The 19,031-nt window shown below is 45.9% G+C and carries 16 protein-coding genes; 13 read left to right on the forward strand and 3 right to left on the reverse strand.

Annotated features, from left to right (window positions below):
• Window positions 1-167: 167 nt before the first annotated feature.
• A complete protein-coding gene (locus BK127_RS24765) occupies window positions 168-1,829 on the reverse strand; it encodes an S-layer homology domain-containing protein (RefSeq protein WP_076234211.1) in 1,662 nt (553 codons plus the stop codon).
• A 235-nt stretch (window positions 1,830-2,064) separates the two neighbouring features.
• Window positions 2,065-2,262 carry a hypothetical protein gene (locus tag BK127_RS24770; RefSeq protein WP_076234212.1) on the reverse strand — a complete coding sequence of 66 codons (198 nt, stop codon included), beginning with the start codon at window positions 2,260-2,262 and terminating at the stop codon, window positions 2,065-2,067.
• 202 nt (window positions 2,263-2,464) lie between these two features.
• Here BK127_RS24770 and bluB point away from each other — a divergent pair, with 202 nt between their 5' ends.
• The 7 genes from bluB (at window position 2,465) to BK127_RS24805 (ending at window position 9,639) form a co-directional block, all read left to right on the forward strand.
• Window positions 2,465-3,112 (forward strand): 5,6-dimethylbenzimidazole synthase, encoded by a 648-nt coding sequence (gene bluB / locus BK127_RS24775; RefSeq protein WP_076234213.1) that lies wholly within the window; start codon window positions 2,465-2,467, stop codon window positions 3,110-3,112.
• Between the two features lie 67 nt (window positions 3,113-3,179).
• Window positions 3,180-4,574, forward strand: a complete 1,395-nt coding sequence (locus BK127_RS24780) for a phospholipase D-like domain-containing protein (protein WP_076234214.1) — start codon at window positions 3,180-3,182, stop codon at window positions 4,572-4,574.
• A 209-nt stretch (window positions 4,575-4,783) separates the two neighbouring features.
• Window positions 4,784-5,905 carry an amidohydrolase family protein gene (locus tag BK127_RS24785; RefSeq protein WP_076234215.1) on the forward strand — a complete coding sequence of 374 codons (1,122 nt, stop codon included), beginning with the start codon at window positions 4,784-4,786 and terminating at the stop codon, window positions 5,903-5,905.
• A gap of 127 nt (window positions 5,906-6,032) precedes the next feature.
• Window positions 6,033-6,248 carry a helix-turn-helix domain-containing protein gene (locus BK127_RS24790; RefSeq protein ID WP_076234216.1) on the forward strand — a complete coding sequence of 72 codons (216 nt, stop codon included), beginning with the start codon at window positions 6,033-6,035 and terminating at the stop codon, window positions 6,246-6,248.
• Between the two features lie 283 nt (window positions 6,249-6,531).
• On the forward strand, window positions 6,532-8,013 hold the full coding sequence (locus BK127_RS24795; protein WP_179097590.1) for a protein adenylyltransferase SelO: 1,482 nt from the start codon (window positions 6,532-6,534) through the stop codon (window positions 8,011-8,013).
• 74 nt (window positions 8,014-8,087) lie between these two features.
• Window positions 8,088-8,564, forward strand: coding sequence for a DinB family protein (locus BK127_RS24800; RefSeq protein ID WP_076234217.1), 477 nt, complete (start codon window positions 8,088-8,090; stop codon window positions 8,562-8,564).
• Between the two features lie 199 nt (window positions 8,565-8,763).
• Window positions 8,764-9,639, forward strand: a complete 876-nt coding sequence (locus BK127_RS24805; protein WP_076234218.1) for a DUF6612 family protein — start codon at window positions 8,764-8,766, stop codon at window positions 9,637-9,639.
• 138 nt (window positions 9,640-9,777) lie between these two features.
• Here the strand turns inward: BK127_RS24805 and BK127_RS24810 are convergent, their stop codons facing one another.
• Window positions 9,778-10,941, reverse strand: coding sequence for a GntR family transcriptional regulator (locus tag BK127_RS24810; RefSeq protein WP_076234219.1), 1,164 nt, complete (start codon window positions 10,939-10,941; stop codon window positions 9,778-9,780).
• A 227-nt stretch (window positions 10,942-11,168) separates the two neighbouring features.
• On the opposite strand from BK127_RS24810, the gene BK127_RS24815 reads away from it, so the two are divergent.
• The 6 genes from BK127_RS24815 to BK127_RS24840 all read left to right on the forward strand — a co-directional run bounded on the left by BK127_RS24815 (window position 11,169) and on the right by BK127_RS24840 (window position 19,009).
• Complete coding sequence (locus tag BK127_RS24815) at window positions 11,169-14,003, forward strand: alpha-mannosidase (protein ID WP_076234220.1); 2,835 nt, start codon at window positions 11,169-11,171, stop codon at window positions 14,001-14,003.
• Between the two features lie 174 nt (window positions 14,004-14,177).
• Complete coding sequence (locus BK127_RS24820; protein ID WP_256711435.1) at window positions 14,178-15,014, forward strand: class I fructose-bisphosphate aldolase; 837 nt, start codon at window positions 14,178-14,180, stop codon at window positions 15,012-15,014.
• 23 nt (window positions 15,015-15,037) lie between these two features.
• Complete coding sequence (locus BK127_RS24825; protein WP_076234222.1) at window positions 15,038-16,195, forward strand: Gfo/Idh/MocA family protein; 1,158 nt, start codon at window positions 15,038-15,040, stop codon at window positions 16,193-16,195.
• Window positions 16,196-16,197: 2 nt separating this feature from the next.
• The gene (locus BK127_RS24830; RefSeq protein WP_076234223.1) at window positions 16,198-17,427 is read left to right on the forward strand and encodes a carbohydrate kinase family protein; all 1,230 of its coding nucleotides are present in this window, start codon (window positions 16,198-16,200) and stop codon (window positions 17,425-17,427) included.
• A complete protein-coding gene (locus tag BK127_RS24835) occupies window positions 17,424-17,972 on the forward strand; it encodes a D-lyxose/D-mannose family sugar isomerase (RefSeq protein ID WP_076234224.1) in 549 nt (182 codons plus the stop codon). The genes BK127_RS24830 and BK127_RS24835 overlap by 4 nt, the downstream gene beginning before the upstream one ends.
• 14 nt (window positions 17,973-17,986) lie before the next feature.
• Window positions 17,987-19,009 carry a DUF4432 family protein gene (locus BK127_RS24840; protein WP_076234225.1) on the forward strand — a complete coding sequence of 341 codons (1,023 nt, stop codon included), beginning with the start codon at window positions 17,987-17,989 and terminating at the stop codon, window positions 19,007-19,009.
• Window positions 19,010-19,031 lie beyond the last annotated feature (22 nt).

Consider the following 19,031-nt stretch of genomic DNA (forward strand, 5'->3'; position numbering starts at 1 on the left):
CGCTCATCTCCTTTTATATAGATTCGACAAAGACCATTTATTTCCATGCCAACAACAAAGGTTTATGAGTAATTGTTAGACAGTCTGACGTGCGGTTCAGAGAACAGGAATTGAGATCAACAATAAACGCTTCTATTCTGGTAGACAAGCTTGATCGAGTCCTTTAGTTACTGGTTACTGCGAACAGTCACATCCGTGTAGGCTCTATTCCCGTTAGGCAGGATAGCTACCAAAGTAAAACGGGTTACATTGCCGGTAACAAGCACATTTCCAGCCGTATCAACTGTGACTGTACCCACACTTCCATTGCTCGGATTTCCGACAATATCCTCCGGATTGAAAAATGTGTTAAGTGCAAAGTTATAGTTTTGAGCTTCACTCTGCTCGTACTCAATGCCATAATTGTCGGTAATCTTCAAATCCATTTTATCATAAGCGTTAAACAGACCATAATAGACTCCTCCGGTTACCGTTGCAGTATGGGTATAGGAGGATTTTCTGGCTTCAATTTTTTGTCCTGCCACGGCATCAGTTTTGACCTGAACGGAAACGGCTGTTTGTTTATTTTCTCCGTTCTGGGTTGAGTAAATGATGTTTACCGTAGCTGTACCCGCTTTGTTACCAAGAATATATCCTTTATGATCGGATGAAACGGCTGCCTTGACTATGGAAGGATCGGATGAAGTGATTGATTGAATAATGCCGGGTATTGCTATTTGTTCACCGGATGAATTGGTTGCATTCATCGTAATTTTTTTGGCAAATTTACTGGACACAGGGTTTTCTGCATCGGCTTTTGTTGTATACCCGGACAAGCCTGTTGCTGCCTGCGTTATTCCGCTGTCAATAACATTACTCAAATCATATGAGCCTGTAATCTCGTAGTTCAACGTACCTGATGCTGTTGACGAACCGATTGCAAGTGTACTGGATACGGTCCGAATGGATGATAGGCCGTCACCACTTAACGTTATAATATAAGAGCCGGGGCTCAAAACGGTATTAGACAATTTTAGAGTTGCTGTTTTTTTATCAAGTGACCAGCTTACGGTCTTGGACAGCTCTGCACCTTCCTTGTTAATCGACCACAGTGCAAGGTCTGTATCGACTGGCTGATCCAGAGTAACGACAATCGATTGGTCGCCGGATGCTTTGGATGAGAGGATGGCTGGACCTTGTGACTGATTTTGACCCTGACCTTGACCCTGTGTAGGAGTCTTGGCCGCGTTGAATGCCTCAGAAGACCCATAGGCTCCGACAACCAGATCAGAACGTGTCGCTACTGCGCTGCCAACTTTATCGGCAGGATGAATGCTTAATGAAGTGGCTTGTTTGACAGCATCCGTGTACCATGGAGATGATGACGTATTGACGGTCTTGCCCAGACCTTTGACAAGAACAGTATCTAATTGTCCAATGGTTACATTCTCGCCTGGGGCAAAGGTGGTGTCTGTCATGCCATCAATGAGACCTGCTTTTTTAGCAGCTTCAATGTAGGGAATAGCCCAACCATTGGCAGCGTCACTGGAACGAACATCAGCGAAGCTGGAGGTTTGGTTAGTCAAATCTATTTGCAGTTCGAAGATCAGTGAAGCGACTTTGGCAAATTGGGCTCTGGTCATATTTTGGGTGATACCAAAGCTGTCGCTGGATACGCCTTCGAATACTTGCTTGGCCAGAAGCGCGTCAATTTTGGATTTTAGTGCACTATCCACATTCGTCAGATCCTTGTAATCGGCTGTAGTTTTTAAAGTGTCAGCCATTGCTGTGGAAGCCATAATCGATAAGGCTAGAGTAGCAGCGGCGATCATAGAAATCTTTTTTTTCATTAGGGCCATACCTCCAAATTTGTTGTCCATTCAAGTATAACTATTTAGTTAGTATAATTATAGATTAGTCTTAGTATAGAATATACAGGGAATGGTTTCAAATTTACGGAATGTCGGTATGTCATTATGTATCAAACTGTAATCGTGGTTTCTTGACACAAGAAATGAAGCAGAAGCCTCCAGAGAAGTTGCAAGGCGTGCTTCACCATGTTAAGCTTCCATGAATTGTTGACGATTAATCATTCGAAGCGATTTCATTTCTTTCTAGGGCAATTAAATGCAGTACAGATGAAGCGTTATAAATGGCCTCGAATATTCTTTTTTCAGAAAGTAAGTATTGTTCCTGCTCATATAAATATAAGGCTTCCGTTAAGTCTTTAAGGGCCAATTCCAAGCAGTTTGCAGTGATTTTTGTGTAATTAAAATGTTCCATATCCTACTCAGCTCCTTTTTTATATACTTTATGCGGCTGTACAAAGGTTGTACTAGACTGAACCACTATTTTTAGGGTAGGGATGAAGGGAAATCTGATCGTAATCAAACAATTGAAGGTTGCCTGGAGTGTTTCTTTACTTTTTACATTAATGCTGTTATTTTACTTCCATGCAACATAAGAAAAGAACGGGGGTAAAAGGATGTTTACTGAACAAGAAAAGGAAGCCTTGTACAAGTGCATTTATATGAGAAGGGATGTACGGACATTTTTACCGGATCCTGTTTCGGAAGAAACCATAATGAAATTGCTGGATGCCGCACATCATGGACCTTCAGTAGGGTTTATGCAACCATGGAATTTTATCCTAGTTTCTACTGATCAAGTCAAAGAGCGTTTGGCTTGGGCAGCAGATAAAGAGAGAAGGGCATTAGCAATTCATTATGAAGAGACACGGCAAGACGAGTTTCTAAGTCTAAAGATCGAGGGGATCAAGCAGGCTCCTTATACGATTTGCGTGACTTGTGACCCAACTCGGGGTGGCTCTCATGTTCTAGGAAGAAATTCGATACCCGAGACAGATATTATGTCCGTTGCTTGTGCGATACAAAACATGTGGTTAGCGGCTTGTGCAGAAGGCTTGGCTATGGGCTGGGTAAGTTTCTATAAAAAAAATGATGTTCGAGATATCTTGAGAATACCACCTCATATTGACCCGGTAGCATTGCTGTCGGTAGGATATACAGACCATTATCCAGAGAAACCGATTTTGGAGACAGCCAATTGGGAAAAACGGAGGGGCCTGAATGATCTGATATTTAGTGAGACTTGGGGAAATTCAAAAAGCTGACCGAAGTTGATTATGCTTGATATGGAAAATCAGCTGTATGAAGTTAAAAGGAGGAGTCTGTAATATTATGATCCAACCCCAAGTCTCAACGACAGCTGATTCCGAGCCGCAAATAGCTTGCATCATATCAGTCACCTATCCCGTACGGCACGGTAATGTGGTTCGCCCTCTTGTGGATAGCGCCCCTACCTTCAGACGGATTTGCGAGGCAATTGAGACCGCAAGGCACAGTGTCTGGCTCACGATCACCTTCGCGGCGCCGGATTACCAGATGCCGGACGGACGTGGCACGCTGTTCGATGTGCTTGATCGGGCGGTCGCACGCGGGTTGGACGTTCGGATCATTTTTTGGCGCCCTAATCCGGAGAGCAGTGGGTATGGCCAAGCATTTGCGGGATCGCCTGCTGACCGTGACATGCTTGATGAGCGTCATTCGCGCTTCCGCGCCCGTTGGGACCGTGCTCACGCCGCCTACTGCCAACACCAAAAAATTTGGCTGATAGATGCAGGCCAACCGTCCGAGACAGCATTTGTTGGTGGAATTAATCCAACTTTCAAAGCCTTCGAGCCCGGCCACGTGGGAGAAGGTCATCGTCACGATGTCTACGTCGAAGTGATGGGACCATCTGCGACCGATGTGCACCACAATTTCGTCCAAAGATGGAACGAGGCCAGCGAGAGAATGCTGGAAGACGGCGTGTGGGGTCACAACGGCGACGATGAACTGTCCTTTCCGATGCACGTTACGGATCCCCGAGGCGACAGCCTCGTACAGATCCAGCGCAATGTCCATGCGGGCCGTTACAACGATAGTCACCCGACTCCAGGAGGGCTTTCCTACGATATCGCCGCAGGGGAGCGAACTATCTTCGATCAGTACAATCAGGCAATCTACGCTGCACGCAGTTCGATCTATATTGAGAATCAGGCACTCCCGATTCCAGAGATAGCTGCCAGTCTTGAGGAAGCTCTTAAGCGTGGTGTAGATGTTGTTGTCCTCGTTCCAGCCGAACCCGAGGAATATGTACGCGCAGCCCGCAGGAACCGGGACCACAAAGGTTTCTTTGCTCACATAGAAGCACTTGGTGACTATGAAAATTTCACGCTTGTCGGAATTGCCGGGCCCAATGGTCAGGGTGGGCGCAGCAATATCTATGTACACGCCAAAATCATGCTGGTGGACGATGCATGGGCGACAATTGGGTCCTGCAATCTTCACTCGAATTCGCTCTTTGGTCATACGGAGATGAACGCTGCCATATGGGATCCGAAAGTGGTGCGTGCGTTACGCCATCAACTTCTGTCTGAACACATTGGCCAGGACACCTCCTTGTTGGACGACAGAGCTGCGCTTCAGCTCTATCGAAAAGTTGCTCAAGAAAACCAACTCAAAGGAGAGTGCGGTGACTTCAACTGGGAGGGTCTTGCATTTCGTCTGGATCCGAAGACTTACGGCGAATAACAGTACATATTGCCTGGACTAATCATTTTAATAAACTGAATATCTCAAACGAAAAAAGCTATCTTTTATGTACAAAAAGAATAGCTTTTTTTGTGCTGTAGTGAATACATAGTTTGTGACCAACAATACTTCTTTACAAAAGTATTTATTAATTTTAAAGTAAAGGTAATAAATGTAATTTTCATATTGCCAAAGAATGGAGGAATAGAATGCGGTCGAAAAAAAAGATCTCTTATTTGTTACTCATCCTATTTTTTGCATGTATCGGTGCCGCGCTTTTAGGTAAGGTGCTTTTTTTGAGTGATACTACAGCAACGCAGGAAATCATTCCTATAACAGAACCCAAGCCTGTCACAACCGAAAATACGGCTCCACAAACAGCGAATAAAAATTTAATAGAGTTGATTAAAGCATATGGGGATATTCCTTTGATCGATGCTCATAATCATGATGCCAGCGATTATAAATATATCAGAATGAAAAATATGTGGGAAACGACCGCGGTCGATCGAATCGTTTTATTCGGTGACGTCTCTGAGCCCTCGGCAGTAAAAACGGATGAGATTGCATGGGAAGCCTACCGCGATCGCCCGGAAGTCATCATTCCCTTTTTCTCCGGAATCAACTTGCTTGAATCTTCAGGGGTGGATGCCGCTCGCACGATGCTGGAAAAAGGATATTTCGGAATCGGGGAAATTGCAGCCGCGTCCACCAATTCACCGGTATTGTCCAGGGTTGCTTGGAAAACGAAAGATTCGATGGACGGCTTCTTGCCACAAATTTATGAACTGTGTGCCCAGTACAAAGCCCCCGTCTTGCTTCATATCGACCCTCCCAACGGATTTGTAATTGAGAAATTCAAAGACGCATTAGCGTCCTATCCGAACACGACTTTTATTTTCGCGCATGCAAATGCCTTTAATTCTCCGGGAAACATCCGTGAGCTTTTGAAAACATATCCTAATGTGTACGCTGATTTCTTCGCAGGGTTCACAGCGTTTAATCCAGAAAGCTCCAATAAGCTTAAAGATTTTATACCCATTATGAAAGAGTTCCCTGACCGCTTTGTGCTGAGTACAGACTCGGGGTTCGGTTTGAAAAGTGAGGAACAAGCGATCGAAGGCATGTACCGTCTGATTGACGAGCTCGGAGACAAAAAGATTGCCACAATGATTGCCTATGATAATCTGTATGCTCTTATTCGCGATCAACCAGCCACAACTACACAAATTGAAGCTATTCGTAAGCTGGATAATGGAAAATTTCAAACACTCAATCTGGAAAGGCTAACAAAGCTGGAGGCAGGGGAAATTCTTGTAGGTAAGAAATAAGAACGAAAGTGAAACTGTGCACAGGTGGATATGGACGAGCGTTCGGTAACACGAATGGAGCGAATTGAAATATGCTGTAATGGCAAAGATATCTGATATACACAGTGTACCTTTGAGGAGGTGTATGATGAAGTTTGAGTTGGGACGTTGTTTGCTACAGGATCGCTTGAACGAATTAGATATGACATTAGAGGAACTCTCGCGGCAGCTTCGTTACAAACCTGAACGCATTTTAGATTATATAGATAACCAAAGAGTGATGCCACTAAAAACGGCAATCTCCATAGCCAACTCAGTCGGATGCAATGTACAGGACTTATATGAGTTAAGGCCGATAGACTGATGAAGCTTAAAAATATCGGAGGTAAGAGGTTCTCACCGTACAGGGGGCCTTTTTTTCTGTTTCATTTAGGGATGGAAAGTCCGTTTGTGATGCTGATTCCCATCATCATAAATTATTTTGCGTGTATTTCATATAATGCTACAATATGGGTAGATTAGATGGGTTAAGTTTCTTCAAATTATCGCGGCTCAGGATTTAACGGACAGAATAACGTAAGGTCATTTTATATTTCGTGCAAAACAAAACTGAAAATCTAAAAATATGGAAATTATAAGGAGATACAATGACAGAACATAAAGCAATACCAGAAAAAGAAACTGGGTGGAATTTCGACAACAGCTACGCTCGTCTGCCGAATTCATTGCATACCAGAATCAACCCAACACCTGCACGCTCACCAAAGCTGATCATTCTTAATAATCCGTTGGCCACATCTATGGGGTTGAATGTCCAAGCGCTGCAAAGCAATGAAGGTGTAGCAGTGCTTGCTGGCAACCAGATCCCAGATGGAGCTTTGCCTCTTGCTCAAGCGTATGCAGGGCATCAGTTCGGGTATTTTAACATGTTAGGGGATGGCCGAGCTGTGCTGCTTGGCGAACAGATTACACCATCAGGTGAGCGGTTGGATATTCAGCTTAAGGGATCAGGCCGTACACCATACTCCCGGGGAGGCGATGGTCGAGCGGCGCTTGGACCGATGCTGCGCGAATACATCATCAGCGAAGCCATGCATGCCCTTGGTATTGCTACCACCCGCAGCCTTGCAGTGGTGACAACGGGCGAGACCATAAACCGCGAAATCGGTTTTCCTGGCGCAATTCTGACCCGCGTGGCTGCCAGTCATCTGCGAGTCGGAACCTTTCAATACGCTGCAAGATGGGGGAATGACGAGGATCTACGGGCTTTGGCTGATTATACCTTACAAAGGCATTTTCCAGAAGTTGACGCTGCTGAGAACCGTTATTTGAGCCTACTTCAGGAAGTGATCAAGCGTCAGGCTGTGCTGATTGCCAATTGGCAGCTTGTGGGCTTTATTCACGGGGTGATGAACACCGACAACATGGCCATTAGCGGAGAAACCATTGATTATGGTCCTTGCGCCTTCATGGATGCCTATGATCCAGCCACTGTATTCAGTTCCATTGACAGTAATAGCCGTTATGCCTATGGTAATCAGCCGCATATTGCTGCATGGAATCTTGCCAGATTAGCTGAATGCCTGTTGCCGCTGCTGCACGTAAACGAGGAACAGGCTGTCAAATTAGCCGAGGATGCGATTTCAAATTTTGGCGAGCTGTATCACCGTAATTGGCTGAAGGGAATGAGGGCCAAGCTCGGAATGTTTAACGAAGAGCCAGAGGATGCATCTCTGATTGAGGATCTATTGGTTATGATGCAGAAATACAATGCTGATTATACGAATACGTTCCGTGCATTAACCATGGATCATCATGAGGACACGGTTTTGTTTGGCACAGAAGATTTTGCTCAATGGCATGAGCTGTGGCAGGCGAGACTCAGCAGGCAGCAGGAATCACAAGCTTCCTCGCATCAGTTAATGAGAAACAGCAATCCTGCGATAATTCCACGCAACCATCGGGTCGAGGAAGCTTTGGAAGCTGCCGAGCAACAAGGAGACTACAGTGTGATGGAGCGACTTCTGGATGTGCTTTCCAGCCCTTACGCGCACTCTCCTGAACAGGCGGATTACTCTACACTGCCTGAGCCATCAAACCGACCTTACCGAACCTATTGTGGTACCTGAATACGGACGATTTCCCTCTTCACCTTTGTTATGTGGTAAACTGTTGGTATTATGGTTAAAGATTGGGGGATCCTATGGAACAAATAGTGTTCAATCAACTTGAATTTGTACGCCGTCTTACAATCGATGCTGTGGAGGGAATATCAGAAAAAGCTCTGGATTTCATTCCAGAAGGGTTTAATAACAATGTGAGATGGAATCTGGGACATATTTACTTGGTTCAAGAGAGATTTGCCTTTCATTACGCTGGTGAACCTGTGCAATTGCCTGACAATTATGGTCGATTATTTGCAAAAGGTACCAAACCAGCCGATTGGAACGAGGAGCCTCCAAAACTAGACATACTACTTGAAATACTTGCAGAGCAACCGAAACGGATTCAGGCGACCTTGTCCAATCGCTTTGGCGAGCAAGTGAAAGAACCATTAACAACAGGCAGTGGTTTAACTTTAAGTACAATAGGTGAATTCTTAAACTATACACTTTATCACGAGGGCATGCACTTTAATGCGATACGTGCACTAATACGATTCACAGATAAAAGCTTGTAAATACAGATCGACAACGACTAACATGCGTATACTAAACGAAACAGCTAATGCTTAAAGATCCTAAGACCCTGCTCCAGGGTCTATTTGCATTGTTCGTGAATTAAATTCCATGCTGGAATGATTTACCGTTTAGTTTTATTTAATAGGGGTAAATACATAAGGAGCTTATTACATAGAGAAATTTTGGGAGGGAACTATTTTGAGAAAATGGACATCAATGTTATTAACCGTTCCGCTGCTGCTGAGCATCACTGCGTGTGGGCAAAAAGGTGAAGTTGCTCCTGCAGGGGCCAGTCAGCCAGCGGCTGGCATGAATCAACCAACGGCAACAAGTAAGGTTGAAACAACTAAAGGGATGCCAACAGTCGAAGAACTGATCAAAAAAACATCGGAGGCCAGTCAAAAGCTGAAAAGCTATTCCATGGATACGAAGATGGATCAGAATATTTCCGTTACCGTGGACGGCAAGAAGCAAGATCAGAAAGTAAATATGACTATGAAAACAGATGTGATTCAAGAGCCGATTGCCATGTATCAGGAAATCAAAATGGCGATGCCAGGCAATGGTCAAACTCAAGACATTAAGCAATACATCACACAAGAGGGAATATACATGCAGTCGCAGGGAACCTGGACTAAATTGCCTGACAACACCAAGGATCAATTAATGGCAACGATTAAAAATCAGGCAAGCCCGGATAAGCAGCTGGAGCAATTCAACTCTATAACCAAAGATACCAAGGTTACAGAGGATGGAGGCAATTATGTGATGAGCGCGACGATATCCGGCGATAACGTTAAAGAGCTGGCTAAGAAGCTGATGAACAGCTCAGGCAGCAATAATCCGCAAATGAATGCGATGATGGAGCAGATGAATATTAAGAGTATGAAGATGACGTATGCCATCAAAAAGGATGAGTATATCCCAATGAGTATGAATGTCGAAATGACCATGGATATGGACCAACAAGGACAAAAAATTTCCATGGATATGAAAATGGACAATACCTTTTCCAATCATAATAAAGTAGCTGAGATTAAAGTGCCTGCAGAAGCTTTGAAAAGTGCCAGTTAAACATCACTTGTAATGGAGAGAGTTTTGTCTCCTGTATGTGCCTTACGAATCTCCAAAAAGCCACAATGCGATAATTCGCATTGTGGCTTTTTCATGTAGCAGGTCCTGCTGACAAATCAGGCTTTAATCGTGTGATACTTATGATGGCCTTACCCCGGCGGTAGAATTCCGCAGTACCAATTGAGTCGGCAGCGTCAATTGCTTACGCTCCAGCAGCGGATTTTCAATGACAGACATGAGCAGCTGTGCAGCGGCTGCGCCGATTTCTTTATCCTGCTGGATGACGCAGCTGGGCGGGATACGAGAGAGCGTAGAATGCTCGTAATCGTCGAAAAATATGACGGACAGCTGTTCAGGTACCCTGATCCCAAGCTCCTCTGCCGCTTCGAGCACTGCAATTCCGCTGCTGTTCGTCGCCGCGAACACGGCGGTCACATCGGGATTCCGTTCCAAAAAAGACCGAACGAGAGATTTATGTTCAACGAAGGTGTCGCCTTGTTCAGCCTTCGGTGGATGTTCGCTAAACAACTCGATCAGACAGCGGTGATGGTCAATCGGAATGTGATGCTGGGTCAGCGCTTTTTCAAAACCTGTCAAACGGTCTTCCAGACTCGTAGTTGACCGATTGTGCAGGGCGACGAACGCGAGGTTGGAATGACCGAGATCAATAAGGTGAGACGTCGCGTCATATGCACCGCCTACATTGTCCGAACAGACGCAATTCGTGTCGACCCCTCGCAAGTAACGGTCTATGACGACAACCGGAAATTTATTCAATGTCAGTCGCAAAATATCTTCGCTATAGGATTCACCGTCAACCGGTATAATCATGAAGCCTCTGGCTCCCATCCTGGAGCATTCCTGCAGTAATTGCCGCTCTTTCTCCTGATCATTCCGTGTTGAACGGAACATGATGGGATATCCATGCTCGGACAGCAACTCTTCAGCTCCAGCCAAAATATTTGCAGACAAAGAGCTTTGAATACTGGGGGTCAAAAAGACAATGGGCCTGAATGCACCTACTGCTCCCACCGCGCGTTCCTGAGGCATCGAGAGGTTATCCTGATCAGCTACAGCCTGCGAAATGAAAGAGCCTTTACCCTGAATACGGTAAATCAGCCCTTCCTTAACCAAATCGGACAGTGCGTTTTTGACGGTGAACCGGCTGACTCCGAACTGTTTGGCCAGCTCCGCTTCCGTGGGTAACCGATCATTTGCCTGCCATTTATTTTGATGAATATGTTCAAGGATGTAGTCTCTGATTTGCGAGTACAGCGGAGCGCGTTTCGCTTCACGTATCATAATGTAGGGCCTCCTCTGTCCAAAATATACATACACATCCTATCAAAAATAATACCAATATACAAATTTATTTTGTTGTATTTTTAGCAGTGAATAGCGAGTATATCTAATGTATGAGGTTAAAAAATAAATCTTTACAAGTATATTTGTTAGATTTATATTTAAGTTGTAATATATGTATATTTGTATGTTTGGTATTTATGGATCATAACAATGGAGGGAATTACATGAAATCGATCGACGCCCGGCTCAGGAAGCTCCTTGGAAATGCGCCAAAAAGCTATTGGGAAGAAAAAATAAGCTCAAAACCAGGTTATTGGGGAGAACGGTTATTGTCGCAGCTGGTTTTTGCTCATGAAGTTTCTAAAGTGGAAGGACGCAAGTATGACGAACCGATTGAAGCAGCGCTGTCCTATGTAGAAGACCAAATCGCCGAAGAAGGCGTCATTGGCAAGCATACAGCACAGCACGTTGAGAGCATGCTGAGCGAGCTTGCTGCTGTAGCGAAAAGTTACGATATCATCTGCGCTGCACACGCCCATATCGACATGAATTGGATGTGGCCATGGGATGAAACGGTTTCTGTTACCATCGATACGTTCCGAACGATGCTGAATTTGCTGAACGAGTACCCCGATTTTACATTTTCTCAATCACAGGCGTCCATTTATCGAATCGTCGAGCAGTACGCACCGGATATGTTGGAGGAGATCAAAGAGCGTGTTAAGGAAGGGCGCTGGGAAGTGACCGCGTCGCACTGGGTGGAAGCAGACAAAAACATGCCGAACGGTGAAAGCCTGGCCCGGCATTTGCTTTATACAAAACGATATTTATCGCAGCTATTCGATATAGACCCGGACAGTCTAAATCTCGATTTTGAGCCGGACACTTTCGGGCACAGCGTCAACGTGCCCGAAATATTGGCGAACGGCGGCGTTAAGTTTTACTACCACTGCCGTGGTAATGACGGACACATTGTATATCGCTGGCAAGCGCCTTCCGGTAAGTCGGTTATCGTTTATCGTGAGCCGACGTGGTATAACGATAGCGTACAGCCCATTCTAGGATCGTATGTCCCGGAAATTTGCCGCCAAACCGGCTTGAAAACCTATTTGAACGTTTACGGTGTTGGCGATCACGGCGGCGGCCCGACGAGACGCGATTTGGAACGTATCATGGATATGAACGACTGGCCGATTTATCCTCAAATCCGCTTTGGCACCTTCAGTGAGTATTATAAGCTCGTCGAACCGATTGCCGATAAGCTGCCTGTCGTGACCGGTGAAATCAACTTCGTCTTTACTGGCTGTTATACATCACAGACAAGGATCAAGACAGCAAATCGGATCGGAGAAGCGACGTTAAACGAAGCTGAAACGTTCAGCTCGGTGGCGGCGATTGCAACGGGGTCCGCATATCCGGGAGCGGCGTATGAGGAAGCTTGGAGAAATGTGCTGTTCAACCAGTTTCATGATATTCTTCCCGGCTCCGGTGTCATCGAAACCAGAGAGCATGCGCTCGGTCTGTTTCAAAATACGATGGCGATCGCGAGCACGAACCGTAAGCTTGCGCTTGAAAGTATTGCCGCCACGATCGATACGTCACAATGGAGCGGACCTGAAGACAAGCTCACGGTGTCCGAAGGTGCAGGTGTCGGTTATGGCACCCGCGAGTTCAAAATTACGCAAGTCGAACGCGGCCGCGGTAATACGCGAATCGTTCATTTCTTCAATCCCTCTGTATACGACCGCGAGGAGACTGCTGAATTCGTACTTTGGGATTGGAATAGCCGAATTAAAACACTGATTGTCAGGGACAGCGAAGGCAGAGATACTGCACATCAAGTGATCGATGAAGGTTTTAACCCATATTGGGGACATCATTACATGCGGCTGCTCGTATATGCCAAAGCCTCGGCATGCGGTTATAGCACATACACCATTTCGGAGGGTGAAGGATCGGTGAATCCTTTTCTGCCAACTGATCCGAGGGTGGAACGAGAGAATGAGTATGTGCTTGAAAACGACGTACTGCGGGTCACCTTTCATCCCGTCGATGCAACGGTCATATCGATGATCCAGAAAAAAACGGGTACACAAATGATAGATGCATCCCGTCCCGCTGGCTTGTTCCGTCTGATTCAGGAGGATACCGGAAAAGGGATGAGTGCTTGGTATATTGGTCGCTATATGAAGATCGAGAATGCGCATAGTAATGTGAAATTAAAAATGATCTCGGATGGCAGCATACGACAATCTTTGCAATACGAGCTCGAATGCGGCGCTTCCAATTTGAAAGTCATCGTATCGCTCGACCGGAATAATCCGCGTCTCGATTTTCAAGTAGAGTGCGATTGGCACGAAATCGGCAAGTCGGGCATAAGCATTCCACAGTTGAACTTCCATTGGCCGCTTGCCTACGAAAGCGCGACTTATAAATATGATGTGCCGTTTGGTACGATTCTGCGCAAGCCGCTTGACATGGACGTCCCGGGTAATAGCTGGGCGCTCGGCGTGCAAGATGCGGGCAAACCATCTGTCATGCTTGTGACGAACAACAAATACGGGTTTCGCGGGACGGACAATGCGTTGTCGGTTTCACTAATCCGCAGCTCTTATGCTCCTGACCCGTATCCGGAGTTTGGCAATCATCACCGTATCAGCATTGGGGTATGCGTTGTGGAATCAGCCTGCGATCAAGAACTGATCGAAAACGCATACCGTTTCAATCATCCGTTCAACGTATTGTCGGGTACTCCGCATACAGGTACTCGGCCGCTTGACGGAAGTTTTTTGAAGCTGACGGAAGGCAAGGTGGTTGTAGCCGCTGTGAAAATGCCGGAGCAAGATACGGATAAACGGTGGATCATCCGTGTTCACGAAACAGAGGGGCAGCGAACGACAGCAACGCTGCAGCTGTTCCAAGCCGTATCAGAAGCTTATTACGTAGATATGAACGAACGCAAGGTAACCAACGATGGTTCGATTCAGGCTAGTGGCAAGACGGTTACATTCGAAGTACCAGCCTATTCGGTTGCATCGATTTGCCTGGAATTCGAATAATGTACGGGCATTAATTGATAGTGTTACTAATAGATCACCCTGATTCATTCTGGGTGATTTTTTTTCTGTAGACGAATGTTATAAAATGACGTATTATAATGTTATAAATAAACATTTTAAGTTATAATCGAACTTAAAAAATTTTAAACTATGATTTTAAGGGAGTGGATTTAATTGTCGCTACAACTAAAACCAAGATTAAATCGTATGTTCAGTGCGCAAGGAAAATGCTTTGATGTGGCTGTTGATCACGGTTTTTTTAACGAGTTTGGATTTTTGGCTGGAATTGAGAATATGAAGCAAGCGATCGCAACGATTGTGGAAGCAGGTCCCAATTGTATTCAACTTAGCATTGGGCAGGCTGGACATCTCCAATCGATCCCTGGCAGCCAGAAGCCTGGGCTCGTGCTTCGTACAGATGTGGCTAATATTTATGGAAGCGTGCTGCCGCGTTTCTTGTTTAGTGAGCTTATCGATAAGGCCATCGAGCATGCTGTTCGAATGGATGCGGTGTCGGTGTGTGTAAATCTTTTACTGCTGCCTAATCAGCCAGAGCTGCACTATCAATGCACTAAAAATGTTTCTTTACTAAAAACAGAATGTGAGAAATACGGTATGCCCCTGATGGTAGAGCCTTTGGTTATGGCGAGTCAAGCTGAGGGCGGTTATATGGTAGATGGTGATATTCACAAAATTATGCCGCTTGTTCGCCAAGCTGTTGAATTAGGCGCGGATGTGATTAAAGCTGACCCTTGTGAACGTGTAGAAGAATATCACCGTGTCATTGAAGTTGCTTCCGGGATTCCAGTACTTGTTCGTGGCGGAGGAAGAGCCAGCGATGAGGAAATTATGAACCGTACCGTAGAATTGATGAAGCAAGGCGCTTCAGGAATTGTATATGGCCGCAATGTCATTCAGCATCCGAATCCAGCGGGTATGACCAAAGCCCTGATGTCGATTGTCCACCACGGAGCCTCCGCAGAGCAGGCCCAGGCTTTATTAACTCAATAACATTGAGAAGGAGATCATTGTAAATGTCGAAAAAAATCATTCGCTTTGGGGTTATTGGCTGCGGTTTAATGGGGAAAGAATTTGCCAGCGCGGCAGCCCGTTGGTGTCATCTTACTAATGTTGATTTTGAACCAAGGATTGTGGCTGTATGCGATGCGAATTCTGTGGCGACGGAGTGGTTTCAGGATAACATTTCAAGTGTGGAAGCCGCATACACCGACTATAAGGAGCTTCTCGCCAATCCTTCTGTAGATGCCATTTATTGCGCGGTTCCCCATCAGCTTCATGCGACAATTTATATCGATATTATCGAGTCAGGCAAGCATTTATTGGGAGAAAAGCCGTTTGGTATTGATCAGCAAGCAAACCGACTTATTTTAGAAGCCATTATTAATCATCCTGAGGTCATCGTTCGCTGCTCCTCTGAATTTCCTTTTTACCCGGGAGCTCAACAAATCTTTCAGTGGGTCCAAGACAATAAATTCGGTAAAATTATTGAAGTCGAAGCAGGCTTCTGGCATTCCAGCGATCTCGACCCAACAAAAGTGATTAACTGGAAAAGGCGAATCGCCACCAATGGCGAATATGGATGTATGGGGGATTTAGGCATGCATGTCCTACACCTACCGATGCGTTATGGCTGGAAGCCGAAGTCTGTAAGTGCCTTATTGTCCAAAATCATACCGGAGCGACCGGACGGTAAAGGAAACATGGTGCCCTGCGAGACGTGGGACAATGCCATCCTTGCTTGTGAGGTGGAGCTTGAAAACCAACAGTTTCCTATGATTCTCTCCACCAAGCGGATTGCCCCGGGTCATGCGAATACGTGGTTTATCCGGATAACAGGTACGGATTTCTCTGCAGAATTTACAACGAAAAATCCTAAGCAGGTAGCTTCCTTACCGTATACACCAGGTGGTGCTCAAGCATGGCATGTAGTAGATGCTCCCTATAAATCAGCGTATGGCACAATAACCGGAGGTATCTTTGAGTTCGGCTTCTCGGATTCAATTCTCCAAATGTGGGCAGCTTTTTGTGACGAGCTGGCGCATGGAAAGGATACACAGCAGCCTTTCTACTGTGCAACTCCAGAAGAGGCAGCAGACAGCCATAAGATTTTTACAGCTGCATTGGAATCAAACCGGACAGGGCAAACGATATCGATTGACTGGAGGGATTAGCTTTGAGTGGCAACGAAGCAGAAGTGATCGTCGCGGGGCACATCTGTCTGGATATCATACCGACTATCTACGAGAAGCAGGCTGGAATGGAGGCTTTGCTGGTTCCTGGTAAACTGGTGGATATAGGTCCTGCCGTCATTTCAACAGGAGGTGCTGTCTCCAATACGGGAATTGCGCTTCATCGGCTGGGCAGCAAGGTGAAATTAATGGGCAAAATCGGTAAAGATCAGTTCGGTGATGCTATTCTAAACCTACTGAGACAGCATAGTTCGACATTAGTCGATGGTATGATTGTATCACCTGACGAGCATAGCTCTTATTCTATCGTGATTAGCCCTCCACACATAGACCGGACCTTCCTGCACTCAACAGGAGCTAACGATACGTATTCAGCTTCAGACCTAACTTCTGAACAACTCCAGAGTGCACGCTTGTTTCATTTTGGCTACCCTCCTTTAATGCGCAGGATGTATGAAAATGATGGTGCTGAATTGGCCTTATTGCTCAAGAAGGTCAAGGATAGCGGGTTGACCGTATCGCTTGATTTGGCTAAGCCTGATCCTGAGTCCGATGCGGGTAAAGCCGATTGGCGTGCTATATTTACAAAAGCACTTCCTTATGTCGATGTGTTTCTGCCGAGCTTTGAGGAAATTCTTTATATGCTGCGTCCTGATTATTACGAACAGTTTCGGCAAGAATCTCTGTCAGGGGATCTTTTACCCTTTGCGAGTGGAGCTCTTCTATCTGAAATTTCGGAGCAATTGTTGGAGATGGGTGCTGCTATCGTAGTGCTGAAGCTTGGCGAGTATGGCTTGTATGTACGAACAACGTCCAATGAAAGTCGGCTGTTGACTATGGGACGCTGCTCACCCGCTCAAGAACATCTCGTCAATTGGACGAATAGTGAGTTGATAACTTCTTGTTATAAGGTGGATGTTGTGGGGACTACAGGTGCCGGCGATTGTACGATTGCAGGATTTTTACATGGCCTGATGAGGGGTTTAACTTTAGATGATACACTACATACCGCTGTCGGTGTCGGTGCGTGTAATGTTGAACAGGCAGATGCTACAAGTGGAATTCCGGATGGATCCGTTTTGTGGAGTCGAATCAGCAGTGGTTGGACAAAGCGTGAAATGAAGCTTAATTTGCATAATTGGAGCAACAATGAGGATGACCTTTGGGTTGGACCTCATCACAAATCTGTGGAGAAGGGCAGGGATCATCTATGAAACGAAGTGAGTTTGGTAAAGCGCAGGAGCGTGCTGCCGCGATGTTGAAGTCTAGCGGTATTGCATTAACGAAAGAGGAGCAGGAGCATATTGAAGTCGCGGGTTTTGGACTTGGCGAGCTTGACATTCAAGGCTTGGAGCTCATTACTTATGTGAATAATGACCGCTACTGCGCTAAAGAATTAGTATTGTTCCCACGCCAGACGTGCCCAGAGCATATACACCCACCAGTTGGCGATGATCCTGGCAAAATGGAAACCTTTCGCTGCCGCTCAGGAAAAGTATTCCTGTATGTCGAGGGTGCAGTTGCGGCAAACATCCAGTCGACGATTCCGCCAGGAAGCGAGCCTTATTACACCGTGTTTCATGAGATCGAATTACTTCCCGGTGAACAATATACGATAGCTCCTGGTACTAAGCATTGGTTTCAATCGGGCGACTTGGGTGCGATTGTCTCCGAATTTTCCAGCACTAGCCGTGATGAGTATGATATCTTTACAGACCCCCGTATCGAACGGATACCAATCGTTACGGAAGATGAATAAGAGGATATCACCCCATGATTCTATACGGAAAAAGCTGGTCGAGACGCGAACTCGAAGCACGTGTAGGCAAAATTGAACAAATCGCTGGTATTAAACGGTTCAAAGGCATAGAGGGAAATGAAATGGGTGTTGAGCAGATTCAGGTACGAACGGGAGCGGGCTTGACCTATTATGTAACCCCATCCAAGGGCTTGGACATCTCTCTAGCTGAATTCCATGGAGTGCCGATTAGCTGGCAATCTCCCAATGGGGATGCTCATCCCGCTTTATATGACGCTGCGGACAATGGCTGGCTTCGAACAGCATCCGGTGGTTTGCTTATGACCTGCGGATTGATGCAAGTAGGCTCATCTGGTAAGGATGATGGGGAAAGCCTTGGTTTGCATGGTCGAATCCACCATACGATAGCAAAGCAGGTCGCGGCTGTAAGCAGCTGGTCTGATGACGAAATGGATATGAACATTTCTGGCGAGCTGGAAGAAACCTCGATCTTTGGAGGGTGTCTTCGCTTATCGCGCCAAATTAGCAGTCGTCTCGGGAAGAACGAAATATTCATTCAGGACGAAGTACGCAATATGGGCTTTCAGCGCTGTCCGCATATGATCCTCTACCATTTCAATTTCGGATTTCCATTGTTAAGCGAAGAAACAGAAATCCATTTCAAGGATACCTATGTGCAAGCGCGAGAAAACGGTAATTCGATTCATGGCTATAAGGAGTGGCACGCTCCGGATGCAAATTATCAAGAACGAGTCTATTATCACGAATTGCAAGGCGAACCGGAAGTGCAAATTATCAATCACCATTTCCCTTTTCATAACGGGGATGCTAAGGTACAGGCTACGCTTCAATGGTCATCAGACACCTTACCGAAGCTTGTTCAATGGAAAATGCCAGGAGCTGGAACCCATGTGCTTGGCATAGAGCCTGCTAACTGCCATGTGGAAGGCCGTCATAAAGCGCGTGAGCAAGGAACTCTTGTCTTTCTGGAGCCCGGTGAGACAGTGAAATATAGCTTAAGGTTGCTCCTGACCTAAGTTCCGTGGATAATAGAGGGAT

The organism is Paenibacillus sp. FSL H7-0331, from assembly GCF_001956045.1.